Below are 24859 nucleotides of genomic sequence, written 5' to 3'. Positions count from 1 at the left end.
AGATGTTTATAAGAGACAGGCGACGCCGCAACCAACGCCGCCATAGCCCGCGACATGTTCTCCGGCGCCCCCGGCCCCGTCCGCGACGCGGTCCTACTCAACTCCGCCGCCGCCGTAGTCGCCTACGAACTAACCCCCGCAGCACCCATCGAGAGCATCCACGAAACCCTCTCCGCCGCCCTCACTCGCGTAGCCACCGCCGTCGACTCCGGCGCGGCCAGGGATCTCCTGGACCGCTGGGCAACCCTGAGCAATAAACTCGGAAACGACTGAGGCACAACATAAAGTATTCCAATTTCAACGGAATAACCGACAATCCGACGCCGTCCTCGATACCATCCGCAAGGCGAATACTGAACAGCTCGAGACGTGGTCGGACCACATCCTGACCTCCAACACCCTCGAAGAGGTACTTACTAGCTGAGCTGACCGAAAGCCATCCGATATCGGCTGAGCAAGCCGATGGCGGATGGCTGTCGACAGATCCCGTTCAGGACATCATGCGGACGATGCTCTCGGCTACGCAGGCTGGTTTTTCGGCGCCCTCGAGTTCGATGGTGACCGTGCGTTCGGCTTGGACGCCGCCGGGGATTTCGCGGAGGGCATCGAGGGTTACGCGGGCGCGGATTCGGCCGCCTACGGGGACGGGGGTGATGAAGCGGACCTTGTTCAGGCCGTAGTTGATGCCCAGGCGGACGCCGCCTACCGAGGTGGCCCGGGCGACCAGGGGGACAGACAGGGACAGGGTGAGGAAGCCGTGGGCGATCGTCCGGCCGAAGGGGCCTGTGGCGGCTCTTTCGGGGTCGACGTGGATCCACTGGTGGTCGTCGGTGGCGTCGGCGAAGGTGTCGACGCGCTTCTGGTCGATGGTCAGCCAGTCGCTGACGCCGATCTCGGTGCCTACCGCGGCCTTCAGGCTCTCCAGGTCCGGGAAATCGGTCATGCGTAGCGCTCCTTCAGTTCTCGTTTGAGCACCTTGTGGGTCGGCCCCAGCGGCAACTCGGTGACGAACTCCACTCGGCGCGGGTACTTGTACCGCGCGACGTGCTCCTTGCCGTATTCGATCACCTCGTCGGCGGTCAGCGGGCCGGAAGGTACGACAATCGCGAGGATTTCCTCGCCGTAGGTCTCGTCCGGCACGCCGATGATCGCGATCTGATCGATGTTCGGATGCCGCAGCAGCGCGGCCTCCACCTCGGTCGGGTACACGTTGAACCCGCCGCGGATGATCATCTCCTTGATCCGGTCGACGATCGTCAGATAGCCGTCGGCGTCGATCACACCGAGGTCCCCGGTGCGGAACCAGCCGTCGATCACCGCGGCCGCCGTCGCCTCGGGCTTGCCGGTGTAGCGGGTGAACACATTGTGCCCGCGCACCACCACTTCACCGGTGGTTCCGTTGGGCTGCAGAATGATTCGCTCACGGTCGTCCGGATCGGCGATCTCCACGTCCACACCCCACACCGGATGCCCGACGGTACCGGGCCGCGCACCGAACACCGGCTGGTTCACCGTGGCGGTCGGTGAGGTCTCCGACAGTCCGTACCCTTCCAGGACCTGCGCGCCGTACACCCGCTCGAACTCCTCGAGCACCGAGGGTGGCAGCGGGGCGCCGCCGGAAATGCACAACCTCAGCTTCGGCAATTGGGCAGCGACCGCCGCCGCCTCGATGAGCCCGTGATACATCGTCGGCACGCCGTGGAAGGTGTTGACCCCCTCGGCCACCATCAGCGAGATCGCCTCCGCCGCATGGAATCTCGGCAGCATGACCAGCGTCGCCCCGGCCCGCCACGTGGAATTCATCGACACCGTCTGCCCGAACACGTGGAACAGCGGCAGCGCGCCCAGGGCGATGTCGTCGCGATGAACATCGTTGGCGTCGAACGAGTTCACGGTCGCACACATCACCATGTTGAGATGCGACAGCTCCGCACCCTTGGGCCGTCCGGTGGTACCGCTGGTGTAGAACACCACGGCGGTGTCCAGCGGGCCGCGCGGCTCGAACCGCGCGATCGGCTCGTCGGCGGTCAGCGCGGCGGGCTCGACGTACGGGATGCCGACCCGCCGGGCGGCCTCGGTGGCGACCGGCGCGACCATCGGATGTGCGATCAGCACCGTCGCACCGCTGTCGCGCAGCACGTACTCCGCCTCGTCGGCGGTCAGCAGCAGGTGCACCGGCACCACGGTCGCCCCGGCGGCCAGGATGGCGTAGTACGCGCGCGGGAATTCGGCGGTGTTGGGCCCCATGAGCGCGACCCGATCCCCCGGCCGCACCCCCAGCTCGATCAGCGCGGTGGCCTGCACGCGCGCCTGACGCCACAACTCGGCGAAGGTGATGCGCTGCTCACCCTCGATCAGGGCGAGGTGGTCCGGCCGCCGACGGGCGGGTTCGGCGAGGATGCTCGCCAGGGACAGAGTCGCGTTCACGGAGACTCCTTCCGATCTTCGATGCTGGGCGCCGATCCGCTGGACCACCACCATTAATGCAGTCTAAGTGCAGCACTGTCGGCGGTGCTCCACCGATCGGCACGGGCACGCTCTACAGCTCTATTCTCGGCGACGATCATCTTGATCACGTCATTGGTCCACCGTATATGCGGTCGACCGGGTTGCCGGTATAGAGCCGAGATCGCCTAGAGACGGCGGCCACCGTCGACATACAGGGTCTGACCGGTGATGAACGACGCCTGGTCCGAGGCCAGAAAGGCCACGGCGTTGGCGATGTCCTCGGGCTGGCCGACGCGGCGCACCGGCGTGATCGCCGCGGCCTTGGCCTGGTGCTCCTCGGGAGTGAGCCCCATGCGCTCGGCGGTCGCGATGGTCATCTCGGTGACGATGAAACCGGGCGCTACGGCGTTGACATTGATCCCGAACGGGCCCAATTCGATGGCGAGCGTGCGGGTCAGGCCCTGGATGCCCATCTTGGCCGCGGAGTAGTTGGCCTGACCGCGGTTGCCGAGCGCCGAGACGCTGGAGGTATTGACGATCTTGCCGTACTTGGCCTTGACCATGTGCCGCTGCGCCGCGCGGCTGCACAGGAACGCCCCGCGCAGATGGACCGACATGACCGTGTCCCAGTCGTCCGCGGACATCTTGAACAGCAGGTTGTCCCGCGTCACCCCGGCGTTGTTGACCAGGATGTCGAGCGAACCCAGCTCGGCGACAACGTGATCCACCGCGGCATCGACCTGCGCCTCGTCGGTAACGTTGCAGCCCAACGCGATCGCGGTGCCACCGTCGGCGACGATCGCGTCGGCGGTTGCCTTACAGGCGGTCTCGTCGAGGTCGGCGATGACCACGGCGATTCCGTCGGCCGCCAGGCGCGCCGCCGTACCCGCCCCGATGCCGCGGGCGGCGCCGGTGACGAAGGCGACTCTGCGCTTACCGGACATGAAAACTCTCCTTAGACAAATGCATTCACGCCGGTGAGGGCGCGACCGATGAGCAGTTTCTGAATCTGACTGGTGCCCTCGTAGAGGGTCAGGACTCGGGCGTCGCGCAGATGCTTGGACACCGGGTACTCGTCGATGAAGCCGTACCCGCCGAACACCTCGAGCGCCTTGTTGGTCGAGCGCACCGCGCATTCGCTGGCGAACAGCTTGGCCATCGAGGCCTCGGTCCCGAACGGTTTGCCCTTCTGCACCAGATCGGCCACTCGCCAGGCCAGCAGCCGCGCGGCATCGATGTCGACGGCGATATCGGCCAGAATCTCCTGTACCAGCTGATAGGACGCGATGGGCTTACCGAACTGGACGCGCTCGGTGGAGTACTGCACCGCCGCCTCGAGCGCGGCCTTGGCCACCCCGACGCATCCGGCCGCCACGCCCATGCGCCCCTTGTCCAGTGCCGACATGGCGATCCGGAAGCCCTTGCCCTCCTCGCCGAGACGCGCGGAATCCGGCACCCGCACCTTGTCGAACGTCAACTCGGCGGTGCGCTGGCCGCGCAGGCCGAGCTTGCCGTGGATCTCGGTGCGTCCGAATCCGGGGCTGTCGGTGGGCACCAGAAAGGCGCTGATGCCCTTGGCCCCCGGTCCGCCGGTACGGGCGAAGACGATCGCGACCTCGGCCCAGGTGCCGTTGGTGATGAAGATCTTCGTGCCCGAGATCAGCCAGTCGTCCCCGTCGCGCTCGGCCCTGGTCTTCAGATTGCTTGCGTCCGAACCGATATCGGGCTCGGTGAGCGCGAAGCAGCCCACCGTCTCGCCGGCGCACAGCCGGGGCAGCCACTGCCGCTTCTGTTCCTCGGTGCCGAAATACTTGATCGACTTGGAGACCAGACCCAAGGACACCGAGACGATGCCGCGCACCGAACTGTCACCACGCCCCAGCTCCTCGAGCAGCACGCAGTACGCCAGCGTGTCGCCCCCGGACCCGCCGTACTCCTCCGGAATCTCGATACCCAGGAATCCCATGTCACCGAGCTTGCCGATGATGGCGGGATCGACCGATTCGGCGCGGTCCCAGTCGCGCGAGAACGGGATGACCTCTTTGTCCACCCAGGCCCGCGCTACGTCGCGCAGCTCACGGTGCGCGTCGTCGAGCTCGAAATCCATGATCCGTCTCCTAACCATACGTTGTTAGGTTGTCCCGGGTCACGCTAACCTAACAACGTATGGTTTTTCAAGGGTCCGATGATAGGTTCGACACTCCGCCCGGTCGCCGACGAGAAGGAGGTACGACATGGCCCGCCCCCGCGTACCCCTGCTGAGCCGCGAACGCATCCGCGAGACGGCGCTCACGCTGATCGACCGCGACGGCCTGACCGAACTCTCGATGCGCAAACTGGCCGCCGAACTGGGCGTGCAGGCGGCCTCCCTGTACGGCCACTACCCCACCAAGGACGAACTGCTGGACGACGTCGCCGACCTGATCATGGCCGGTATCGACACCTCACCCTTCGACGGCGGCGACTGGCGGCGCGGCCTGTCCGACTGGGCCCGCTCCTACCGGTCCGCACTGGCCGAACACCCGAATTTCGTGCCCTATCTGGCCACCGGCCCCGGCCGCCGCGACGAGAGCCTGCGCATGGCCGACGCGGTGCACGGCGGCCTGGTCGCGGCGGGCTGGCCGCCCCGCCAGGCCACCATGATCGGCGCGGCGGCCCGCTACGTGGTCATGGGCTCCACGGTCGGCTCGTTCTCCCGCGGCTTCGTCGATGACGTGCAGGTCTACCGCGACCGCTACCCGCACCTGGAACAGGCTCACCTGCTGCGCGCCAAGGCCGACGAGATCGATTCGGAGAGCTTCGAATTGGTGCTCACCGCCTTCGTCGACGGGTTGGAAACCCGCTTCGCGGAGGTGCAGCGGCGGCGTGCCGGGCACCGGGGCGCGGCGAGCGAGGAGTGAGGCCCGGCCGGAGCCTGCCTATCGGACCGATGCGCCGCCCTGTCCGGCGAATTGGTAGGTGAGAAGTGCCAGGGAGTCGCCAACGGCGCGGATGTCGGTGCGGTGCAAGGGTTTATCGGTGGCGGCGGGACTGAACAGGCGTGCGCCCGCGGCCACCAGGATCGGGAACACGATCAGGCGCAGTTCGTCGACCAGGTCGTGGTCGATCAGGGTGTGCACGAGGCGGGAGCTGGCGTAGACGCGGATGTCGCCCTCGACGGTTTCCTTCAGCTTCGCGATCTGCTGGGGGGCTTCACCTTTCAGTACCGTCGAGTTGTTCCAGTCGAGGTCGGTGCGGGTGGTCGAGACGATGTACTTGGGCAGTCCGTTCATCCGGTCCGCCATCGGGCCGGTGCGGGACGGGTAGCTGGCGGCGAAGAATTCATAACTGCTCCGTCCCAGCAGGAGCGCCTCGGCGGACAACACGTCCTCGAGGATCAGCTGGTTCCAGGCAACCCGGTCGGCCGGGGTGAGTTCGGCACGCCAATCGGACGGGCGGATGCCCTCGCTGCCGGTCGGGTCCTGGAATACTCCATCGAGCGAGATATTCTCGGTGACGACGATCTTTCCCATGTCGATGCTCCTGGTGTGAGGGTGTCGGGAACTACCGATATAGAAACCGCAGCCCCGGGAAACTGGGCGCTCACGAACCGCCCATTTCGACGACCGGCAGGTGTCTGTACCTGGACAACCGTCATAGGAAAGGGTGATGCGAGTGACCGGTGACCTGATGTCGAAGGCGCGAACCGGTGACGGCGACGCGTTTCGGACGCTCACCGAGCCGTACCGCAGGGAACTGCAGGTGCACTGCTATCGGATGCTGGGATCGCTGCAGGACGCCGAGGACGCCCTGCAGGACACACTGCTGGCCGCCTGGCAGGGCATCGACGGATTCCAGGAGCGTGCCTCGCTGCGCACCTGGCTCTACCGGATCGCGACCAACCGATGCCTCAACGCACGCCGTGGCGCGAGCCGACGCCGAGCGCAGGAGTGGAACGTGCCCGACGTCGAACCGCCGGAACCTACCCGGCTCGGCGAAATCGTCTGGCTGCAACCGTATCCCGATATCCTGCTCGAGGGCGTAACCGACGACCCGCAGGCCGGCTACGAACGCAGTGAATCGATCTCGCTGGCGTTCATCACCGCGCTGCAGGCACTCCCACCGCGTCAGGTCGCCGCCCTCGTCCTGCGCGACGTCCTCGGATTCCATGCCGCCGAGGTGGCCGACATGCTGGACACGACGGTCGATTCGGTCAACAGCGCCCTCAAACGCGCCCGAGCCACCATGCAGCGCCGGCCGCCGGCGCCCCCGTCTCGGGCCACCGAGGACGCCCTGGTGGCGCGGTTCGTGCGCGCCTGGGAGACAGCCGATCTCGATGCCCTGATCACACTGCTGACCGACGACGTCTTCATCTCGATGCCGCCGATCGCCTTCGAGTACGAGGGGCGCGAGCCCGCACAGCGCTTCTGCGCCACCATCTTCCGCGCCGGACGCCGCTTCGAGCTGGTACCCACCCGAGCCAACGGCCAACCCGCGTTCGGCGCATATCTGCGCTCCCCCAACGGAATCAGCCACGGCACCGGCCTGTACGTCCTGACCCTCGCCGACAACCGGATCAGCGCCATGACCCGCTTCGACAACACCGTCCTGCCCTGGTTCGGCCTGCCGCGCTCCATACAGAGCCGATGAAGCACCGACGCATGAAGACACGAGTTCCGCGGCATCGTCCTGGAGAGCCGCCAGGCGATACGGGTCCTGGACCGGAACAGGACCGTCCTGCTCGACCGCGCCGGTGGCCGCCCCGAGGTCCAGCACGCCGAGTTGCGGCAGCAGTTCCTGCTCGACTCGCTTCCGCCGGGCACGGTCCATAGCCGCTCCATCGACCGTCGGACAGAGCATTTCGCTGCGGACCAGGGGCGCATCGGCGCGAGGTGCGCTTGGGACGTTACATCGCGAAGTGTTCGCGCACTTGATCTTCGGTGAGGCCGTAGTCGGACAGGTCGTAGCGGTGGTCGGGCTTGCGGTCGCCGGTACGGCTTTCCCGGTCGAGAGCCGTCATGGCGGCATGGGCGCCGTCGGTGAAGTCGATGGCGAAGGCGCGGTAGATTCGCTCGACGGTGCCGAGGGGATCGGCGCGCAGGTCCGCGAAGTCGATATCGATGAATTGGGCAGGGTTGTGGCGAGCGCGGGCGGCGGTGAAATCGCGCAGGCCCCGGGACCAGAGTTCGAGCTGGGTCTCGCCGATGACCTTGCCGGAGAACGTGTTCGACCAGCCCGCCGTGGCCTGTTCGTTCAGGCTGCACGAGGATGCCAGGACCGTCACCGGATCACGGTGGGTCTGGATGATCAGGGCGTCGGGATAGACCTCGAGCAGCGCGTCCAGCGCGAACAGGTGGCTGGGGTTCTTCAGGATCCAGCGACGCTGGTCGCCCAGGCCGATCAATTGCAGGTTCTTGCGGTGGCGCGCATAGGCGTTGGTCCACTCCTGCCGCTGCAGCCACTGCGAGTAGGTGGGCAGATACGCCAGGCATTCGTAGGCAACCGATTTCACGGTCTGCCGCAGCAGTTGCCAGCACTCCTCGACCTCGGCGGCGGTCATGTAGTGCAGACCCATGAATTCCGGGTTCTCCACGTGATGCTGCGTGAATCCGGCCTCGATCTTCTGGTAGATCGGGTTCTCGGACCAGGTTTCGCGCGGCGGGCGGGGCTGCGGGAATTCCGTCAGCCACATCTCCAGGGCCTGATGCGCCGGGTCGGCGGCCAGCAGGCGATGCAGTGCCGTGGTTCCGGTGCGCGGCAGGCCGGTCACGAATATCGGCCTGGTGACCGGCGTTTCGGCATAGGCGGGATTCGCCGCCCACGACGCCTCGCTCAGTGCGCGGGCCACCAGGGCGCCGCGCAGGAAGTAGCGGTTCATCTTGCTGCCGAGTTCGGTCAGATCGGCGTCGCGCTGATAGGACTCCAGGAGAACGCCCAGAGCCTCGGTGTAGTCGGCGGGGCCGAAATCTGTGAGCCCGCAGGCCTTGGTCGCCGAGGCGTGCAGATCCTCGACGGTCCCCACATCGGTACGGACGGTCATAGTCACAGCATCCTGTCTGCGAAAGCGCGCTGGCGGTCGGCGATCCGTGCCCGCCAGCCGCTGTCGTCGATTCGATTCGTCTCGTGGTGCGGCAGGTGTTTCGCGACCTCGTCGACGGCCAGCACCTGCACGGACGGCCCGTCCGCGGGGGTGATCGCCCGATCGGTGCGCTGCCAGCGGAACTGCATGATCCCCTGGCGGCGGCCGGTGGTCTCGATCCAGTTGGCGATGCCGGGATTACGCGCCGACACCACCATGCGGATCACGCCGTCCGGATCCACCTGTGCCTGTGCGCTGTTCAGGCTCGTCTGGTGGTTGACGTAGTCCAGCGAGATGTACCAGCGGCTGCCCAGCTGGAAACCCTGGTACGGCGAATCGGATTTCGGCACGGTGATCAGCAGCGCCTCGTCCTCGGCCAGGTCGAAGTGACCGACCGAGGAGTACTGGGTGCTCAAGCCGCCGGGGGTCAGCCGGGGTTCGGTCAGCGTATTCACCGGCAGGTCCAGGTAGAACCATCTCGGGAAGTTGAACCAGGTGTGGATGCGCTGCACCAGCATTCGCGCGGCCGCCCGGTAACGCTTGCGCATCCGGTCCAGATCCGCTGCGACGGGCGGGGTTCCGGCGGTGTCGACCCGCTCGATGCGGATGGTGCCCTTGCGCTCGCTGGTCCAGTCGCCGTAGACCTCACGCACCGCGAGCGTCGAGGCGCCCTCCCCCAGGACGAAATACTCCGGCTCCGGATCGTCCTTGGGCGGCCCGAACCGCAGCCGATAGTTGCCGTCGACGTCGATGTCCAGGCGGCGATCGTCGAAGGCGTCGTCGCCGTTGGGCACGTTGGTGGCCGAATAATCCCCTTTGAGCACCTGGAAACTCAGGTCCACGGTATTGCCACGGGTGCCGGTGACCAGGTACTCCGCGCCGGGTTCGATATTCGCGTGGTAGTACAGCGTATCCGGATTGTCCAGGCCCATCTTGGTATACGGCCCGGTCGAACTGACGAAATGCGGATGGCTGGTGCCGTGCACACCGGACAGTTGCAGAACCGCGGCGATACTTCCGGCGAGATACTCGTATCCCTCGGCCAGATCGTGCTCGTCGTGGATGAAATCGGCGGTGGCGACCAGCCTTTCGGCCTCGGCGACCGCGGCCACGAACGGTTCGGTGAGCGTAGGTTCGTGCGTGTTTTCCATGCTGTTACTCCTTCACGTATGGCCGGCGGCCGACTACATGTGCAGTTGGCGCCGGATCCGCGCGGCGACGTCGACCGGACTGCCGTCCTCGGGGGTGATCACGAGATCGGCGTGTTCGGGCCGCTCGTATGGTGAGTCGATTCCGGTGAAATCGCGCAGCTGACCTGCGCGGGCACGGGCGTACAGCCCCTTGGGATCTCGCCGCTCACACAGCTCGAGCGGGGTGTCGACGAATACCTCGCTGAACGGCAACCCGCGCTCGGCGTGCACCTGCCGCGCGCGGTCGCGCTCCGCGGTGAACGGACTGATCAGCGAGACGATCACCACCACACCGGCATCGGCGAACAGCGCCGCGACCTCGGCGACCCGGCGGATGTTCTCGCGGCGGTCGTCGTCGCTGAAACCCAGATCCGAATTCAGGCCGTGCCGCAGATTGTCACCGTCCAGCAGATAGGCCGGACGGCCCGCCCGCACCAGTTGACGCTCCAATTCCACGGCGATCGTGGACTTTCCGGATCCGGACAGCCCGGTCAGCCACAGGGTCGCGCCGGTGGTGGCGCGCTCGGTCCGCTCGACAGCCGAACTGTGCCAGACGATATCGGTCTGCCGACCGGTGTCGCGCGCCACGATCATGCCGGCCGCCACCGTACGATTCGTCGCCTCGTCGATCAGGATGAAACTGCCGGTGCGGCGATTGTCCCGGTACGCGTCGAACATCAGCGGCGCCCGCGAATGCAGGCTCACCCGCCCGATATCGTTGAGCGCCAGGCGATCGGCGTCCTCCACGCGGTGCAGGGTGTTGACATCCAGGCGGTAGTCCAGGCCGGTCACCCGCACGCGCGCGGACTGCGCCGCCGTGCGGATCGAGTACTCCGCGCCCGATCGCAGGACGACGTCGTCGTCGAACCAGCACACCGTGGCGTCGATCTCCCGATCGATGTGCGGGCGATTTCCCGGACGCGCCAGCATATCTCCACGCCCGAGGTCGATCTCGTCCTCGAGAGTGATCGAGACAGCCATGCCGGTGAACGCCTCGTCCACCTTGTCGCCGCCGGGCCCCCAGATGCGTGCCACCCGGGTGGTGCGCCCGGACGGCAACGCCACCACCTCGTCGCCGGATTTGAAGATGCCGCCCGCGACCGTGCCCGCGTAAGCGCGCGCTTCGGACTCGGACGGGCGTAGCACATACTGCACGGGCAGCCGCGCATCGATCAGGTTGCGGTCCGAGGCGATATGCACATCCTCGAGATGCGACAGCAGCGGCGGCCCCGGATACCACGACATCCGCTCGGAGCCGTCGACCACGTTGTCACCGTGCAGCGCCGACACCGGCACGAAGCTGAGATCCCCGACGGTCAGTTTCGCCGCGAAATCGGCGAATTCGGCGCGGATCTCGTCGAAGCGCTCCTGCGCGAAATCGACCAGGTCCATCTTGTTGACGCACACCACCTGGTGCGGAACGCCCAGCAGCGCCGCCAGGAACGCGTGGCGGCGGGTCTGCTCCACGACGCCCTTGCGCGCGTCGATGAGGATCAGCGCGAGATCCGCGGTCGAGGCGCCGGTCACCATGTTCCGGGTGTACTGCACATGCCCGGGTGTGTCGGCGATGATGAATTTCCTTCGCGGCGTGGCGAAGTAACGGTAGGCGACGTCGATCGTGATGCCCTGCTCGCGTTCCGCGCGCAGCCCGTCGGTGACCAGCGCCAGATCCGCCGCCACGTCGCCGCGTTGGGCGCTGACCCGCTCGATCGCGTCCAGCTGATCGGTGAACAGATTCTTCGAGTCGTAGAGCAGGCGGCCGATGAGCGTCGACTTGCCGTCGTCCACACTGCCCGCCGTCGCGAGTCGTAACAGGTTGCGACTCATCAGAAGTATCCCTCTCGCTTGCGGTCTTCCATGCCGGACTCGGAGATTCGGTCGTCCGCGCGCGTCGCGCCGCGTTCGGTCAACCGGGTCACGGCGGTCTCGGCGATCACCGCGGCCGGGTTGTCGGCTGTGCTCTCCACACATCCGGTGCAGGTGGCGTCGCCCACGGTGCGGAAGCGCACCGTCGTCTCGAAGAACTCCTCGTCCGGCCGCAGCGTCAGATACCGGTTGTCGGCCAACAGCATTCCGTCCCGCTGGAACACCCGCCGCCGGTGCGCGTAGTACAGCGGCGGGAGGTCCACGGCCGCGCGGTCGATGTACTCCCAGATGTCCAGCTCGGTCCAGTTCGACAGCGGGAACACCCGGATATGTTCGCCCGCACCATGTCTGCCGTTGTACAGGTTCCAGATCTCCGGGCGCTGGGCGCGCGGCTCCCACGCCCCGTACTGGTCCCGGAAGCTGAACACCCGCTCCTTGGCCCGCGCCTTCTCCTCGTCGCGCCGGGCGCCGCCGAAGACCGCGTCGAATCGGTACTCACCGATCGCGCGCAGCAGCGTGGTGGTCTGCAGCCGGTTGCGCGTACCGCCTTCCCGCTCGACCACCCGCCCGGCGTCGATATCGTCCTGCACGCTCGCGACCAGCAACCGCGCCCCGATCCGGGCCGCGGTGCGATCCCGGAACTCGATCACCTCGTCGAAGTTGTGCCCGGTATCGATGTGCAGCAGCGCGAAGGGCATCGGCGCGGGCCAGAAGGCCTTGCGCGCCAACTCCAGCATCACCGCCGAGTCCTTGCCCCCGGAGAACAGCAGCACCGGCCGTTCGAAGGTCGCCGCGACCTCGCGGAAGATATGCACCGATTCGGCCTCCAGGGCCGCCAGGTGCGACAGCTCGTACCCGGTTTTCATCGCACGCCACCCTCACTCACCGTGTCGAACATCCCACATCACAACCGCTATCGCGACCCGATCGCCCTGTGCGTCCGGCCCGTCGCCGGAACCCGGTCCCGGGTTTCGCCCGGCCCGCTTCCGGACAATGTGGCCCCGCGCGGTTGCAGTGTCGAATATTCGACGCTATTGTTCGATATTGTGACACCGACGATAGGCCGCCCGGGCCGCGCCGGTCAAGAACCTGTTTCAGACAGTGATGTCGCAGAGCATGGTTCTGCCGCGCCCGCATCCCCACCCACACATCGCGTCGTGCAGGTGATCGGGCTGCTCGCCCGGCATCCCACCGAACGGCTTTCCCTGGCTCGCATCGTGCGCGCGACGGACCTGTCACGGGCGACGGCTCACGCTGTGCTCACCCAGCTCACCGCCGACGGGTGGACCGTCCGGGACGCCGATGGCGACTACGGGCTGGGCCTCGGGCTGCTCACCATCGCCCGGCACGCCGAGGCGGCCTTCCCGCTACGCCGCCTGGCCGGGCCGGTCCTGCGGGAATTCGCCGCGCGCCAGGACATTCCGGTATTCCTCGCCGAACGTGAGGACGGCGCGGTCGTGGTCACCGAACTCGTGGGGACCCCCTCGCTGCCCTGGATCCGGCCGGGTCGCCGGCTACCGCTGGCCCCGCCGGTGATCCGCGAATTCGTGGCGTGGGCACCGGATTCCGAGCGCGCGGCCTGGCTGGCCCATGCCGACCCGGCCCACCGCGATCGCCTCGTCGCCGTGCTCGAGGCGGTGCGCGCCCGCGGCTATTCGGTGGAACGCCTGGCCGACGACTCCGTACCGATGCTCGAAGCCCTTGCCGCGCTGCGCAACTCCCCCGTCACCGACCCACTGCGCAACAGGCTCGGCGCGATGATCGCCGACCTCATCACCATCGACTACCTGCCCGAGGAACTCGGCCGGGCCAACGCCGTCGTGACGGTCGCCGCGCCGATCTTCCAGGGCCGCGCCGTCGCCGCCGCGGTCGTCGCCTGCCCCGACACGCTGCTGTCCGCACGGGAACTGACCGCCCTGGGCGAGGCCACCCGGGAGATCGCCGACGGACTCACCGCGACCCTGTCGGCCGACTATCCGATCAGCCGATAGGACTTACCGCTGTACCCCTCGACGAACTGCGCCCAGGTCCGGGTGCCGTCCGCATGGCCGGGGCACGTGTTCGTACCGTGGCGAAATTCACGAGCGACACTGCCGGGCAACGGTATTCGCACAGTCCGGCGCGGTCCGGCCCGGCGCGCACGCCATACCTTCGCTATCTGTGCCAGCGTGAGCACCTCGGGACCGCCGAAATCCGGTGCGTGACCGAGTGGCTCGCCGGCGATCAGTTCGGACACCCGGGCGGCCACATCCTCGGTCGCGACCGGCTGGAAGCGAAAGTCCAACGGTAGCGGAGCGACCGGCAACCGTTCGACGCCGTGCAGTATCTGGGCGATCAGATCATGGAACTGGGTGGCCCGCAGGATCGTGTGCGGCACCGCGCCGGCCTCGATCAGCCGTTCACACTCCAGCTTCCTGCGGTAGTACGCGAACGGAATCCGGTCGATTCCCACGATCGACACGTACAGCAGATGCCGCGCCTCGCCCGACGCCGCGAGCAGATGCCGGGTCTGGTCCGGATCGGGCTTGCCGAACCTCCGGAAATCCGACGCGGCGTGCACGATCAACTCGGCGCCGTCCGCCGCCTCCCGCACCCCCGCGCCGGTGTTCAGGTCGCCCACATGAGTCCCCGCGCCCGCGCGCCGGGAGAGCACCCTCACGTCGTGCCCCTGCAATCGTTCAACGATCTGCCGACCGAGGACACCACTGCCACCGGTCACGAGAACCGTGCTCATGTACTCATGCCTACTCGCTCCCGCCGAGTCGAACAAGATCGGGTCGGTCCGCCGCGTCGGGCGGGCCGCCTCCGGCTGACACGAGCAGGCCGTTGCGGCCCGACTGCCCGCCTGTCGGTGGCGGAAATCGGCCGCGCGGACAGCCGGTATGACCTTGACTACCTGCGCCGAGTCCGTAAGCCCGGTCGGGGGCGACCGGACATCCGGTATTTTATGCCGATTCGATTGCAGCGCACAGAAATAGACTGATCGAACACAATCCGCACAGGGTGAACAGGCACATCACCCGACCACCACCAGCTCGGGGCAGACGTACGCCCGCAACTGTGGTTAGCTTTGAGGTCATGAGCACGTCGCTGGCCGCACACCCCGAGGAATATCTACCGCGCGATACCGCGGATGTCGTTCGCACTGTGCGAGATTCACGGCCACAGCGACTCACGGTCCGCGGCGGCGAGCGCAGTGCCGAGCCCAGCGGGGCCGAGGTCGACCAGGGCGCACACCCGCGAGACCGGCGCAATCGGCTCAGCCCGCCCGACCGCCGCGTGGTGCTGTCGCTACGCCGGATGAACCGCGTGCAGGCCGTCGACGCCGAGGCGAGGCTGGTGCGGGTGCAGGCGGGAGCCCGGTTGTCCGATATCGATCGCACCCTGGCCGCGCACCGGCTGGGCCTGCCGATCGTCGGCGACCACCGCGAGATCACCGCCGGGGGCTTCGCCGCGGTGGGCGGGCTGTCCACCGCGTCGCACCGCTACGGGATGTTCAGCGACAACGTCGTCTCGATCGAATACGTCGATCCCGAGGGGCGATTCGGCACCTGCGGGCGCACTCACCACGCCGACCGCTTCCACCACATCCTCGGCGGGGCGGGCCGCACCGGCATCATCACCGCGCTCACTCTGCAGGCCGTCGAGGTCGACAAGGATCACACCCTGCTGGCCTCCGATACGCATCGGTTCCTGGACTTCGACTCCTTCGTCGAGCACAGCCTGGCCGCGACCGAACATCCGGGCGACGCGATGCTGCAGGTGGGCCGCTGGGTCGACACCGCGCCGTTGCGCGTGAGCCGCCCGGTCGGCACCGGCAACATCCAGCTGGGCACCGTCCGGTTCGGCCAGTGGTCCAGCCTGCACCCCACCGCCGCCACTCCGTCCCTGCGGGCCCGCCGCGAACTGGGCACCCGGGCGCGGAAGTCGCTGGGCGCCATCGCCTCGGCCACGAGCGGACGCGCCGCGTCGCCGGTGCGCAACGCCGCCGCGGGCGCGCTGATGTTCTCCCCGAAGGTGCTGACCCTGCGCGATGCGGAATATCTGGCCGATACGGTCATCAGCACCTCCGAGCGTGGCGCGGCCTACCGGGTCTCGGTCTTCGCGCCGCTGTCGACGTATCCGTCGGTCTTCCACCGGCTGCACGATCTGTTCTCGGCCTATCGCGAGCGCGAGGACTGCTTCACCGTCATCTCGGCCCTGACCTACGGGGTGCGTTCCCCCCGCCTGCACGAGACCAGCGGCGAGGACCACGGCTTCATCAGCTTCACCTGCCGCATGCGTCCTGTCGAGGCGTACCCGGGTCGTCTGGGCGGCGGCGAAGCACTGCGCGAGATCACCGCGGCCGTCGAGGATATCTGCCGGTCCGAGCGCGCCATCCGCTACGAGTCGGCCGACTGAAGGCTGCACAACAAACCGAAATGCCCCGGCCACAATGGCCGGGGCATTTCGGTTTGTCGGAGCTGCTCAGTGCTTCTCGGGACCGATGTGGTACTCGAACACCAGTCCGGCCGCGGCGGACAGGATGCAGATCACGCCGATGGCGATCAGCCACAGCTGGAAGAACGCGAAGCCGGTCGCGGTGATCGCGGCGGCCGCGGCCAGCGTGACGGGCCAGAAACTACCGGGCGAGAAGAAGCCCAGATCGCCGGCGCCGTCCGCGATCTCGGCCTCCTCGTAGTCCTCCGGACGCAGGTCCAAGCGGCGGGCCACGAAGCGGAAGTAGGTGCCGACGATCAGGGTCAGACCCGCGGTCAGCACGATCGCGGTGGTACCGGCCCACTCCACGCCGGTGCTCGACTGGCCGGTGAAGAAGGCGTAGACGATGGCGACCAGAATGAAGAACACCGTCAACAGCTCGAAGATGCGTGCTTCGACCTTCATGTCAATTCAGTCCTTTACTTGCTCTCGGCCTGTCAGGAGGCCGAACGCAGCGTGCGGTCGGTGTTGAACGGGTGGGTCGTCACCGACAGCGGCGACTCACCGATGCTGGCCAGCGCCTCGGCATTGGTGTCACCGGCCTGGCGAGCGGCCAGGTACCGGTCGAACTTCTCCGGCGAGACGGCCCGAACCTCGAAGTTCATCATCGAGTGGTAGGTACCGCACATCTCGGCGCAGCGACCCACGAACGCGCCTTCCTTCTCGATCTTCGAGATCTGGAAGATGTTGTCCGAGTGGTTTTCCTTCGGATCCGGGAATACGTCGCGCTTGAACAGGAACTCCGGCACCCAGAAGGAGTGGATGACGTCGGCCGAGGCGAGCTGGAACTCGATCGTCTTATTGGTCGGCAGCACCAGCACCGGGATCTCGGAGCTGGAACCGACCGTCTCGACCTTGTCGTAGTGCAGATAGGAGATGTCGTTACCGGGCAGGCCGTGATCCGGGCCGGGCTGGGCGTGGCCGTCCTTGCGGCGCTCGGCGTACTCGCTGATGATCTGCTGGTCCAGGCCCTGACGGCTGGTGTCGACGCCGTTGTAGTTCTGGCCGTCGTTCAGGGTGACGTGCTGGTAACCGAACTTCCAGTTCCACTGGAACGCCGTCACATCGATGGTCACGTCCGGATTGGACACCTTCTCGTGCACGTAGTTCTGCACGACCACGGTGAAGTAGAACAGCACCGCGATGATCACGAACGGGATGGCCGTGTAGGTGAGCTCCAGCGGCACGTTGTACGCCGTCTGCCGGGGGAACTCCGGGGAGTTGGCCTTCTTGCGGTGGAAGATGATCGTCCAGAACGTCAGACCCCACACCAGCACACCCATCGCCAGCGCGGCGATGACCGACCACGTCCACAGCTCCCGCATCTTGGTCGCCTGCGGGGTGACACCCGAGGGCCACCCGAACCGCAGCACGGGATTGTCGATCGAGCAGCCCGAGACGGCCATGACGGTGATCCCCAGGGACACCGCCAGTCCGGCCCGCCGAAGCATGCGGCCACGCCCGGTGGGCCGCGACCCTATCGCTTCGCTCGCCTTGTGCGCCACGCTCAACGCCTTCCTGGTCGTCTATCCGACTCGGCGCCGCCCGGATGGCCGGACGACACATATTCAGCACGTTTTCGGGCCCTCCGGAGGACTGCGCGAACGCGCGATCCGGTCCGGTAGTTCCCGAGTACTACGCAGCGTAGACCAAACTGGGTACCGCGTTGTGCCCGGGTCGGATTCGACACACCGGGCATGCCGACCCGGAGCGGCCGGGTCTCGCACGCGACCACCGCGCGCATACCCCCGGACCTGCGCGAACCACATCGCATCGAGGAAGGCGCACCCCGCCGCCCCTCGAGCGGTCGCGGCGGGTTCCGAAATGATTGGGAATCCAGGTCGGATGATCCGGAATCTTCATGGAAAGATTCCGGGGTAATGCCGGTAAGTTACCGGTACAAGCCCGGCGCGCCCGGGTCCCCGCTCGTCTCGACCAGCCCCCGATCCCCGAAACGAGGTTCTCGACGCAGTGTGTGGCCTGCTCGGATTTCTGACACCAGCCGACGGCGCGAGCGGTGACTCGTTCGACGAGGTCGTCCACCAGGTATACGAGGCATTGCAGTGTGGCCGTCACCGGGGCCCGGATGAACGCGGCACCTGGCACGACGAACGCATCATCCTGGGCTTCAACCGCCTGTCGATCATCGATATCGAGCATTCGCACCAGCCGCTGCGCTGGGGCCCGCCGGAGAATCCGGAGCGGTACGCGCTGGCCTTCAACGGCGAGATCTACAACTACCTGGAGCTGCGCGAGCAGTTGACCGCCGAGCACGGCGCGCGGTTCCGCACCGAGGGTGACGGGGAATCCATCGTCGCGGCGTACCACCACTGGGGTACCGAGGCGTTCTCGCGCCTGCGCGGCATGTACGCGTTCGCGATCTGGGATACCGAGACCCAGCGCCTGGTGATCGCGCGCGATCGGTTCGGCATCAAACCGTTGTTCCTGGCGACCGGGCCGGGCGGCACCGCGTACGCGAGCGAGAAGAAGAGCCTGCTGGAACTGCTTCCCGCCCTGGGACTGTCCGATGCCCTCGACGTGCGGGCGATCGAGCACTACACGGTGTTGCAGTACGTGCCCGAGCCCGAATCGCTGCACGCCGATGTGCGCCGCCTCGAGTCCGGTTGCTACGCCACCCTCGGACCGGGCGAAAAGCCCGCGGTGACGCGGTATTTCGAGCCGAAGTTCCAGGTGCGGCCGTTCCAGCCGGGCAGCGCCGATGCCCGGTACCACGAAATCGCCGAGGTGCTGCGGGATTCGGTCGCCAAGCATATGCGCGCGGATGTCACCGTCGGCGCGTTCCTGTCCGGCGGCATCGACTCCACCGCCACCGCCGCGCTGGCCATCCAGCACAACCCGAACCTGCTGACGTTCACCTCCTCCTTCGAGCGTGAGGGATACTCCGAGGCCGACGTGGCCGCGGAGACCGCGGCGGCGATCGGCGCGAAGCACTACATCCGCACGGTGACTCCCGAGGAGTACGCCGCCGCGATTCCGGAGATCGTCTGGTATCTGGACGATCCGGTCGCCGATCCGGCGCTGGTGCCGCTGTACTTCGTGGCCAAGGAGGCCCGTAAGCACGTCAAGGTGGTGCTGTCCGGCGAGGGCGCGGACGAGCTGTTCGGCGGGTACACGATCTACCGCGAGCCGTTGTCGCTCAAGCCGTTCGAGTATCTGCCCGGCGGTGTGCGACGGCTGGCCGGCAAGCTGTCGGACCGGATTCCCGAGGGCACGCGTGGAAAGAGCCTGCTGCACCGCGGATCCCTGCCGCTCGAGCAGCGCTACTACGGCAACGCCCGCAGCTTCGGCGACGCCCAGTTGCGTGCGGTACTGCGCGATTTCCGCCCCGAGTGGACGCATCAGGACGTCACCGCGCCGATCTACGCCCGTTCGCGCGGCTGGGATCCGGTGGCGCGCATGCAACATCTGGACCTGTTCACCTGGCTGCGCGGCGACATCCTGGTCAAGGCCGACAAGATGACGATGGCGAACTCCCTGGAACTGCGCGTGCCGTTCCTGGATCCGGAGGTGTTCGCCGTCGCCGAGCGCCTGCCGTTCGACCAGAAGATCACCAAGGAGACCACCAAATACGCCCTGCGGCGGGCCCTCGCGGAGATCGTGCCGCCGCACGTGCTGCACCGCCCCAAGCTGGGTTTCCCTGTCCCGCTGCGGCATTGGCTGCGCGGCCCGGAACTCTACGACTGGGCCGCGACGCAGATCGCCGAGTCCCAGACCGACCACCTGCTACACAAGGCCGCGGTCAAGGCCATGCTCGAGGCCCACCGCACCGGCGAGGTCGATCACAGCCGCCGCCTGTGGACGGTCCTGATCTTCATGATCTGGCACGGCATCTTCGTCGAGGACCGCATCAAACCCGCCATCGAACAGCCCACCTACCCGGTGCGGCTGTAACGAGGTAAATGCCGCCGCGCTGCGCAAGAGGAGGTTTAGCGAGACACGCACCCGCTGGTTCCGGCCGCACCAGACCCTCCCTCGAAGAGCCCGCCCATCCAGTGCGGTTGTAGTCGCACCAAAAATTGGTCATACTTATGACCATGAACGTGAAGCTAGCCGAGGTTAAGGCGACCCTGTCCGAAACAGTGTCCCGCGTACGTACCCAGCATGAGCGCGTCACGATCACAGTGCACGGCGAACCGGCAGCTGTCCTGATCGCCGTCGAGGATTTGGAAGCGCTCGAGGAGACCATCGCGGTCCTGTCCGACCCCGAGACCGTGACCCGAATGGTCACCTCGGATGCCGAACTGGCACGTGGCGAGGTAGTCACCGCCGACGAGTTGGCCAAAGCGATGGCGAACCGGGCCCGATGAGCGACTACACGTTGGAGACCACGCCGACAGTCCGACGCACGCTGACTGAGCGGCTACCCAAAGCAGTTGCGGCGGCGGCATTCGAGTTCATGACCGGACCACTACTCGACCAGCCTTACCGGGTTGGCAAGCGGCTTCTTCCGCCTATGGATGACCGGTTCTCGGCGAGACGCGGCACCTACCGGATTCTGTACCGAATCGATGACAAGCGGATGGTGGTGACGGTCGTCGACGTAGGGCATCGCCGCGACATCTACCGAACCTGACCGAGGCCGCAAGTAGACGCTCCTAGTGGAATGGGCGTGCAGCATCTACCTCGACGCCGCCACCGCGGGCTCGCCCTGACCCCGGATCAGCAACAAGCGGTCCGCGAGATCGGCTCGAGCCTGCGGTACGAACCACGAAGCCGGTCGACCGGTAGACGAGGTTTTTACCTGGAGTTTGCCGTGTAGTCGTATTCGTAGAACGGCATCCGAGTTAGCTGTAGTTCATGACCGACAGTGCGGATTCCTCGGGTACCGGGCCGAGCGGTGATAGTGCTCCGGGTGAGGATGCGAGCCATATCGTGAGTTCCGACTCGGGTGGCGGGGAGTCCTCCGATCCGGCGCGGCGGGGGGTGAGCCGGCGGTGGCTGTTCGGAGCATCGGCGGGGGCCGCCGTGGCGGGGCTGGCGGTCGGGGCCGGTGCGACGGCCGGAGTTCAGTCGCCGAGTTCCGGTGGGGGCGTGGTCTGGCCTCGTTCGGCGGATCTGACCATGGGGGTGGAGCGGGCCGCGGCGCCACGGGTCTCGGGACTGCATATCCAGTTCGGGGCCGACGCGTCGCGTGAGGCGGTGATTTCCTGGCACACCAACGCCTCGGTCGGTAAGCCCGTGGTGCGGTACGGCACGGCGGCGGCGGGCTTCGGCTCCACCGTAGACGCGCAGACCCGGACATACCGGGACGCCAAGTCCGGTATCGAGATTCAGGCTCATCACGCTCGGCTGACGGGGCTGACCCCGGACACCGACTACGTCTACGCGGCCGGACACGACGGCGCGCCCCCGGAAATGGGCACCCTGCACACCGCGCCCACGGGCCGGGCGGCGTTCCGGTTCACCAGCTTCGGCGATCAGGGCACCCCGACGCTGGGCAAGCTCCTGAACGGCACGTATGTCAACGACAATCTCGGCTCACCCTTCGCCGGGGACGTCACCGCCGGAATCGAGCGCGTCGCACCACTGTTCAACCTCGTCAACGGCGACCTGTGCTACGCCAACCTGTCCACCGACCGCATCCGCAGCTGGGAGGACTACTGGGCCAACAACTCTCGCTCGGCCCGCTACCGGCCGTGGATGCCCGCGCCGGGCAATCACGAGAACGAGCTGGGCAACGGCGAGATCGGATATCAGGCGTTCCAAACGTATTTCACCGTGCCGGACGCCGGCGCCGAGAACCACGCGCAGGGCCTGTGGTACTCGTTCACCGTCGGCGGCATGCGCGTGATCGCCCTGGCCAACGACGACATCTGCTACCAGGACGCGGGCAGCAGCTATGTGCGCGGCTACTCCGGCGGAGCCCAGAAGCGCTGGCTGGAGGCCGAATTGGTGAAGGCCCGGGCCGATCGGGGCATCGACTGGGTGGTCGTGTTCATGCACCAGGTCGCGATCTCCTCGGCCGACAAATTCAACGGCGCGGACCTGGCCATCCGCCAGGAATGGCTGCCGCTGTTCGACAAGTACCAGGTCGACCTGGTCCTGGCCGGGCACGAACACCACTACGAGCGCACCCACCCCCTGCGCGGCGACCTTGGCACCGAAACCCTCACCCCGAAACCGGTGGACACCCGCACCGATCTGATCGACACCAGCAGGGGCACAGTGCATCTGGTGATCGGCGGCGGCGGAACCTCGGCTCCCTCCAACGGCCTGTTCTTCCCCGGCGACCAGTGCCGCGTCATCACCGCCGTCGGCGACGTCGACCCCGCCACCGGCAAGAAAACCCCCGTCTACGTCCTGGAACAGGCCCCGTGGTCGGCCTTCAAGGACTCCGAGCACCCCTACGGCTTCGTCGCGTTCGACGTCGACCCCGGCAAGCCCGGCGGCAACACCTCCATCCACGCCACCTACTACGCCCTCACCGGCCCCACCAGCGACCTGACCGTCGTCGACAAGTTCACCCTCACGCGTCCCCGCTCCGATCGCTGACCGGGCGAGATACGTCATACCTGGCATACGCGGACCATCCGTTGCCCCACGACGAGCGGCAGGACGATCTGTTCGCACGGGGCCGAGCGGTCCGCTAGGGATGCAGGGTCGCCGTAACGAGGGTGATGCTGGTGGTGAGTTCCAGTGCGGCGCCGAGGATATCGCCGTTGAGGCCGCCGAATCGGTGGACGCAGTGGCGAATCAGGACGGCCGTGACGGACAGGGCCAGCAGGACCGCGACGACGCCGAGGGCGGAGCGTGTCGCCACGAAGCCCGCGGCCAGGGCCAGGACCGTCCAGGGGACGGCGACGCGGGCGGATTGGGTGCCGGCGACGAGCATTCCGAAGCCGGAGCCGGGGGCGGGTTCGTAGCCGTGGCGGCAGGCCAGAACCACCGCGACGCGCCCCGCCGCGATGGACAGGGCGATCGCATACCAGCGGCCGGATTCGGCCAGGGATGCGCACGAGAAGGCTTGAACGGCGATGGCGAAGATCATCGCGGCCACGCCGAAGGGGCCCGCACCACCGCTTTTCATGATCTCGCGGGCGCGATCGGGCGGGCCGTAGCTGCCCAGACCGTCGAAGGTGTCGGCCAGGCCGTCCAGGTGCATACCCCGGGTGAGCAGGGCCAGGGCGGCGACGGTGATGAGCCCGGCCAGCGCGAAACTCGTTCCGGCCCTGTGCAATGCCCACATCACACCCGTCGCGAACGCCCCGAGCACGATGCCGACCAGAGGCGCCAGCGCGATCGCCCGCGCCGCGACCGTCCGATCGACCTCATCCGGACCGCGCACCGGCAACACCGTCAGCCACGAGAACGCCAGCCGCAACCCGTTCACCGGCGGCACACCGAACCCGATACGAATCCGGCCGCAACGTACATTTTCGGCATCGAATCGTCTGCTACCGGCCGGATGGCACCGAGAAATGCAGCGGTAGGCCGGTGCAGCCCGATCATGACGCCGGTGCGGGTTCATCGGCGGTGCTGACGCCCGCCTCGGCGAAGGTGGCCATCTCGGACAGTGCCGAGATGGCCGAGCGCAGGATCGGCAGGGCGGTGACGGCGCCGGAGCCCTCGCCGAGGCGCATATCCATCGTGATCAGCGGTTCCAGGCCGAGTTTGGTCAGGGCGATCTGGTGGGCCGGTTCGGTGGAGCGGTGCCCGGCCACCCACCAGGCGGTCGCGCCGGGGGCCAGGGCCTCGGCGAGCAGGGCGGCGGCGGTGACGACCACACCGTCCAGGATCACCGGAGTGCGGCGCACCGCGGCCTGGGCCAGGTAGCCCGCCATGGCGGCCAGGTCGGCGCCACCGGCCGTACGCAGCAGCGCGACCGGATCCTTCAGATGCGGCCGGGCGCGCCACATGGCGTCGCGCACGGCGGCGGTCTTGCGCATCCAGCCGGCGTCGTCGACGCCGGTGCCGCGGCCGACCGCGCGCACGGGTTCGGTGTCGGTGATCGCGGCGATGAGAACCGTTGCGGGAGTGGTATTCCCGATGCCCATATCGCCCGCGATGAGCAGATCCGCGCCGCCGTCGATCTCCTCGTCGGCGATCGCACGCCCGGCCGCGAGCGCGGCGTGCACCTGCTCCTGTGTCAGGGCGTCCTCACGGTCGATGGCCCCGCTGGCGCGGCGCACCTTGTGGGTCGAGACCGACGGATCGGTGTCACCGTCCACCGCGATGTCCACCACGCGGACCGTGGCATCCGCGAGCCGCGCAAGGGCGTTCACCGCCGCGCCCCCGGCCAGGAAGTTGGCCACCATCTGCACGGTGACCTCGCTGGGGTAGGCCGAAACGCCGTGCCGCGCAATGCCGTGATCCCCGGCGAACACCACGACCCGGGCCCGCTGGAACTGTCGCGGCGGGCAGGCGCCCTGGCACGCGGCGACCCAATTGCTCAGTGTCTCCAGCCGTCCCAGCGATCCGACGGGCTTGGTCAGCTGCGACTGGCGCTCCTGCGCCTGGATCCGCACATGCGGGTCGGGCGGGGCGACGGGACCGAAAACCGGCGCCTCGCCGGACAGGTCGTACATCGGATCGGCGGCCGAGGGGATGGAATCCCCGGAAACCGTTGCCGCCGAACCGTTCGCCGCGCTGTCGGCTTCGCCGACAGCCGCAGTCACACCGGCCGCCGCCCCCGATGCACGATTACCCGCTGCCGAAACGGTCTCGGTCGACGACGCTGCCGCTTCGGACGTCGCGGCCGCGGCGTCTCCCGCCGCGGCTATGGCACTCGCCGATGTCGTCGCATGGGCCGAGGCAACCGCCCCCGGTCCCCCGGCCCGCTCGAGTCGCACCGCGACCC

The 24859-nt window shown here is 67.4% G+C and carries 23 protein-coding genes; 9 read left to right on the top strand and 14 right to left on the bottom strand.

What is annotated here, in order from left to right:
• Positions 1–54: 54 nt before the first annotated feature.
• Positions 55–273: a hypothetical protein gene (locus tag JZ791_RS36235; protein WP_216901163.1), complete on the top strand. Its 219-nt coding sequence runs from the start codon at positions 55–57 to the stop codon at positions 271–273.
• Positions 274–490: 217 nt separating this feature from the next.
• On the opposite strand, the gene JZ791_RS36230 is transcribed toward JZ791_RS36235, so the two are convergent.
• From JZ791_RS36230 to JZ791_RS36215, 4 genes are all read right to left on the bottom strand, one after another.
• Positions 491–943, bottom strand: a complete 453-nt coding sequence (locus JZ791_RS36230) for a MaoC family dehydratase (protein ID WP_216901161.1) — start codon at positions 941–943, stop codon at positions 491–493.
• A complete protein-coding gene (locus JZ791_RS36225; protein ID WP_216901159.1) occupies positions 940–2427 on the bottom strand; it encodes a long-chain-fatty-acid--CoA ligase in 1488 nt (495 codons plus the stop codon). Before JZ791_RS36225 ends, JZ791_RS36230 begins: the two co-directional genes overlap by 4 nt.
• A 206-nt stretch (positions 2428–2633) precedes the next feature.
• Positions 2634–3392, bottom strand: coding sequence for a 3-oxoacyl-ACP reductase FabG (fabG, locus tag JZ791_RS36220; protein WP_216901157.1), 759 nt, complete (start codon positions 3390–3392; stop codon positions 2634–2636).
• Between the two features lie 11 nt (positions 3393–3403).
• Positions 3404–4555: an acyl-CoA dehydrogenase family protein gene (locus JZ791_RS36215; protein ID WP_216901155.1), complete on the bottom strand. Its 1152-nt coding sequence runs from the start codon at positions 4553–4555 to the stop codon at positions 3404–3406.
• Between the two features lie 127 nt (positions 4556–4682).
• On the opposite strand from JZ791_RS36215, the gene JZ791_RS36210 reads away from it, so the two are divergent.
• Positions 4683–5348: a TetR/AcrR family transcriptional regulator gene (locus tag JZ791_RS36210; RefSeq protein WP_216901153.1), complete on the top strand. Its 666-nt coding sequence runs from the start codon at positions 4683–4685 to the stop codon at positions 5346–5348.
• Positions 5349–5366: 18 nt separating this feature from the next.
• Here the strand turns inward: JZ791_RS36210 and JZ791_RS36205 are convergent, their stop codons facing one another.
• Positions 5367–5960 (bottom strand): dihydrofolate reductase family protein, encoded by a 594-nt coding sequence (locus JZ791_RS36205; RefSeq protein ID WP_216901151.1) that lies wholly within the window; start codon positions 5958–5960, stop codon positions 5367–5369.
• Between the two features lie 136 nt (positions 5961–6096).
• On the opposite strand from JZ791_RS36205, the gene JZ791_RS36200 reads away from it, so the two are divergent.
• Positions 6097–7077 carry a sigma-70 family RNA polymerase sigma factor gene (locus JZ791_RS36200; protein ID WP_254206909.1) on the top strand — a complete coding sequence of 327 codons (981 nt, stop codon included), beginning with the start codon at positions 6097–6099 and terminating at the stop codon, positions 7075–7077.
• A 256-nt stretch (positions 7078–7333) separates the two neighbouring features.
• Here the strand turns inward: JZ791_RS36200 and JZ791_RS36195 are convergent, their stop codons facing one another.
• From JZ791_RS36195 to cysD, 4 genes are read right to left on the bottom strand one after another with little or no spacing between them, the layout of a single operon-like run.
• Positions 7334–8467, bottom strand: a complete 1134-nt coding sequence (locus tag JZ791_RS36195; protein WP_216901149.1) for a sulfotransferase family protein — start codon at positions 8465–8467, stop codon at positions 7334–7336.
• A 2-nt stretch (positions 8468–8469) separates the two neighbouring features.
• Positions 8470–9657: a hypothetical protein gene (locus tag JZ791_RS36190; protein ID WP_216901147.1), complete on the bottom strand. Its 1188-nt coding sequence runs from the start codon at positions 9655–9657 to the stop codon at positions 8470–8472.
• Positions 9658–9690: 33 nt separating this feature from the next.
• A complete protein-coding gene (gene cysC / locus JZ791_RS36185) occupies positions 9691–11523 on the bottom strand; it encodes an adenylyl-sulfate kinase (protein ID WP_216901145.1) in 1833 nt (610 codons plus the stop codon).
• Entirely contained in the window at positions 11523–12428 is a 906-nt protein-coding gene (gene cysD, locus JZ791_RS36180; protein WP_216901143.1) for a sulfate adenylyltransferase subunit CysD, read from the bottom strand. Before cysD ends, cysC begins: the two co-directional genes overlap by 1 nt.
• A 291-nt stretch (positions 12429–12719) precedes the next feature.
• On the opposite strand from cysD, the gene JZ791_RS36175 reads away from it, so the two are divergent.
• Positions 12720–13553, top strand: a complete 834-nt coding sequence (locus JZ791_RS36175; protein WP_308163298.1) for a helix-turn-helix domain-containing protein — start codon at positions 12720–12722, stop codon at positions 13551–13553.
• On the opposite strand, the gene JZ791_RS36170 is transcribed toward JZ791_RS36175, so the two are convergent.
• The gene (locus JZ791_RS36170; protein ID WP_216901139.1) at positions 13535–14296 is read right to left on the bottom strand and encodes an SDR family oxidoreductase; all 762 of its coding nucleotides are present in this window, start codon (positions 14294–14296) and stop codon (positions 13535–13537) included. The two genes, JZ791_RS36175 and JZ791_RS36170, sit on opposite strands and share 19 nt — an antisense overlap.
• A 344-nt stretch (positions 14297–14640) precedes the next feature.
• Between JZ791_RS36170 and JZ791_RS36165 the strand changes: the two genes are divergently transcribed.
• Complete coding sequence (locus JZ791_RS36165) at positions 14641–15963, top strand: FAD-binding oxidoreductase (protein WP_216901138.1); 1323 nt, start codon at positions 14641–14643, stop codon at positions 15961–15963.
• Between the two features lie 66 nt (positions 15964–16029).
• Here the strand turns inward: JZ791_RS36165 and JZ791_RS36160 are convergent, their stop codons facing one another.
• Together JZ791_RS36160 and ctaC are read right to left on the bottom strand one after the other, a co-directional pair.
• Positions 16030–16446 (bottom strand): cytochrome c oxidase subunit 4, encoded by a 417-nt coding sequence (locus JZ791_RS36160; protein ID WP_216901136.1) that lies wholly within the window; start codon positions 16444–16446, stop codon positions 16030–16032.
• Between the two features lie 32 nt (positions 16447–16478).
• On the bottom strand, positions 16479–17492 hold the full coding sequence (gene ctaC, locus JZ791_RS36155; protein WP_216901169.1) for an aa3-type cytochrome oxidase subunit II: 1014 nt from the start codon (positions 17490–17492) through the stop codon (positions 16479–16481).
• 520 nt (positions 17493–18012) lie between these two features.
• Between ctaC and asnB the strand changes: the two genes are divergently transcribed.
• The 4 genes from asnB to JZ791_RS36135 all read left to right on the top strand — a co-directional run bounded on the left by asnB (position 18013) and on the right by JZ791_RS36135 (position 22554).
• Positions 18013–19953, top strand: coding sequence for an asparagine synthase (glutamine-hydrolyzing) (asnB, locus tag JZ791_RS36150; protein ID WP_216901134.1), 1941 nt, complete (start codon positions 18013–18015; stop codon positions 19951–19953).
• A 143-nt stretch (positions 19954–20096) separates the two neighbouring features.
• Positions 20097–20369: a type II toxin-antitoxin system Phd/YefM family antitoxin gene (locus JZ791_RS36145; protein WP_254206908.1), complete on the top strand. Its 273-nt coding sequence runs from the start codon at positions 20097–20099 to the stop codon at positions 20367–20369.
• Positions 20366–20635, top strand: coding sequence for a type II toxin-antitoxin system RelE family toxin (locus tag JZ791_RS36140; RefSeq protein ID WP_216901130.1), 270 nt, complete (start codon positions 20366–20368; stop codon positions 20633–20635). Before JZ791_RS36145 ends, JZ791_RS36140 begins: the two co-directional genes overlap by 4 nt.
• A 299-nt stretch (positions 20636–20934) precedes the next feature.
• Complete coding sequence (locus JZ791_RS36135; RefSeq protein WP_308163297.1) at positions 20935–22554, top strand: purple acid phosphatase family protein; 1620 nt, start codon at positions 20935–20937, stop codon at positions 22552–22554.
• Between the two features lie 94 nt (positions 22555–22648).
• Here JZ791_RS36135 and JZ791_RS36130 read toward each other — a convergent pair whose 3' ends face one another.
• Positions 22649–23392, bottom strand: coding sequence for an adenosylcobinamide-GDP ribazoletransferase (locus JZ791_RS36130; protein ID WP_216901167.1), 744 nt, complete (start codon positions 23390–23392; stop codon positions 22649–22651).
• 115 nt (positions 23393–23507) lie between these two features.
• Positions 23508–24587: a nicotinate-nucleotide--dimethylbenzimidazole phosphoribosyltransferase gene (gene cobT, locus JZ791_RS36125; RefSeq protein ID WP_216901165.1), complete on the bottom strand. Its 1080-nt coding sequence runs from the start codon at positions 24585–24587 to the stop codon at positions 23508–23510.
• Between the last annotated feature and the right edge of the window lie 272 nt (positions 24588–24859).

The organism is Nocardia alni, from assembly GCF_019038435.1.
In the GTDB taxonomy this organism is placed as follows: domain Bacteria; phylum Actinomycetota; class Actinomycetes; order Mycobacteriales; family Mycobacteriaceae; genus Nocardia; species Nocardia alni.
Note: the sequence above shows the minus strand (reverse complement) of the source record. Positions and strands in the feature narration are given on the sequence as shown.

Excerpts from the sequence above, each read along its gene's own strand:
- JZ791_RS36230 (WP_216901161.1), bottom strand. The coding sequence starts at position 943 with ATGACCGATTTCCCGGACCTGGAGAGCCTGAAGGCCGCGGTAGGCACC.
- JZ791_RS36195 (WP_216901149.1), bottom strand. The coding sequence starts at position 8,467 with ATGACCGTCCGTACCGATGTGGGGACCGTCGAGGATCTGCACGCCTCG.
- JZ791_RS36170 (WP_216901139.1), bottom strand. The coding sequence starts at position 14,296 with ATGAGCACGGTTCTCGTGACCGGTGGCAGTGGTGTCCTCGGTCGGCAG.
- JZ791_RS36160 (WP_216901136.1), bottom strand. The coding sequence starts at position 16,446 with ATGAAGGTCGAAGCACGCATCTTCGAGCTGTTGACGGTGTTCTTCATT.
- JZ791_RS36190 (WP_216901147.1), bottom strand. The coding sequence starts at position 9,657 with ATGGAAAACACGCACGAACCTACGCTCACCGAACCGTTCGTGGCCGCG.
- JZ791_RS36210 (WP_216901153.1), top strand. The coding sequence starts at position 4,683 with ATGGCCCGCCCCCGCGTACCCCTGCTGAGCCGCGAACGCATCCGCGAG.
- cobT (WP_216901165.1), bottom strand. The coding sequence starts at position 24,587 with ATGTACGACCTGTCCGGCGAGGCGCCGGTTTTCGGTCCCGTCGCCCCG.
- cysD (WP_216901143.1), bottom strand. The coding sequence starts at position 12,428 with ATGAAAACCGGGTACGAGCTGTCGCACCTGGCGGCCCTGGAGGCCGAA.
- JZ791_RS36235 (WP_216901163.1), top strand. The coding sequence starts at position 55 with ATGTTCTCCGGCGCCCCCGGCCCCGTCCGCGACGCGGTCCTACTCAAC.
- JZ791_RS36140 (WP_216901130.1), top strand. The coding sequence starts at position 20,366 with ATGAGCGACTACACGTTGGAGACCACGCCGACAGTCCGACGCACGCTG.
- fabG (WP_216901157.1), bottom strand. The coding sequence starts at position 3,392 with ATGTCCGGTAAGCGCAGAGTCGCCTTCGTCACCGGCGCCGCCCGCGGC.
- cysC (WP_216901145.1), bottom strand. The coding sequence starts at position 11,523 with ATGAGTCGCAACCTGTTACGACTCGCGACGGCGGGCAGTGTGGACGAC.
- JZ791_RS36145 (WP_254206908.1), top strand. The coding sequence starts at position 20,097 with ATGAACGTGAAGCTAGCCGAGGTTAAGGCGACCCTGTCCGAAACAGTG.
- JZ791_RS36215 (WP_216901155.1), bottom strand. The coding sequence starts at position 4,555 with ATGGATTTCGAGCTCGACGACGCGCACCGTGAGCTGCGCGACGTAGCG.
- JZ791_RS36205 (WP_216901151.1), bottom strand. The coding sequence starts at position 5,960 with ATGGGAAAGATCGTCGTCACCGAGAATATCTCGCTCGATGGAGTATTC.
- ctaC (WP_216901169.1), bottom strand. The coding sequence starts at position 17,492 with ATGCTTCGGCGGGCCGGACTGGCGGTGTCCCTGGGGATCACCGTCATG.
- JZ791_RS36165 (WP_216901138.1), top strand. The coding sequence starts at position 14,641 with ATGAGCACGTCGCTGGCCGCACACCCCGAGGAATATCTACCGCGCGAT.
- JZ791_RS36200 (WP_254206909.1), top strand. The coding sequence starts at position 6,097 with ATGCGAGTGACCGGTGACCTGATGTCGAAGGCGCGAACCGGTGACGGC.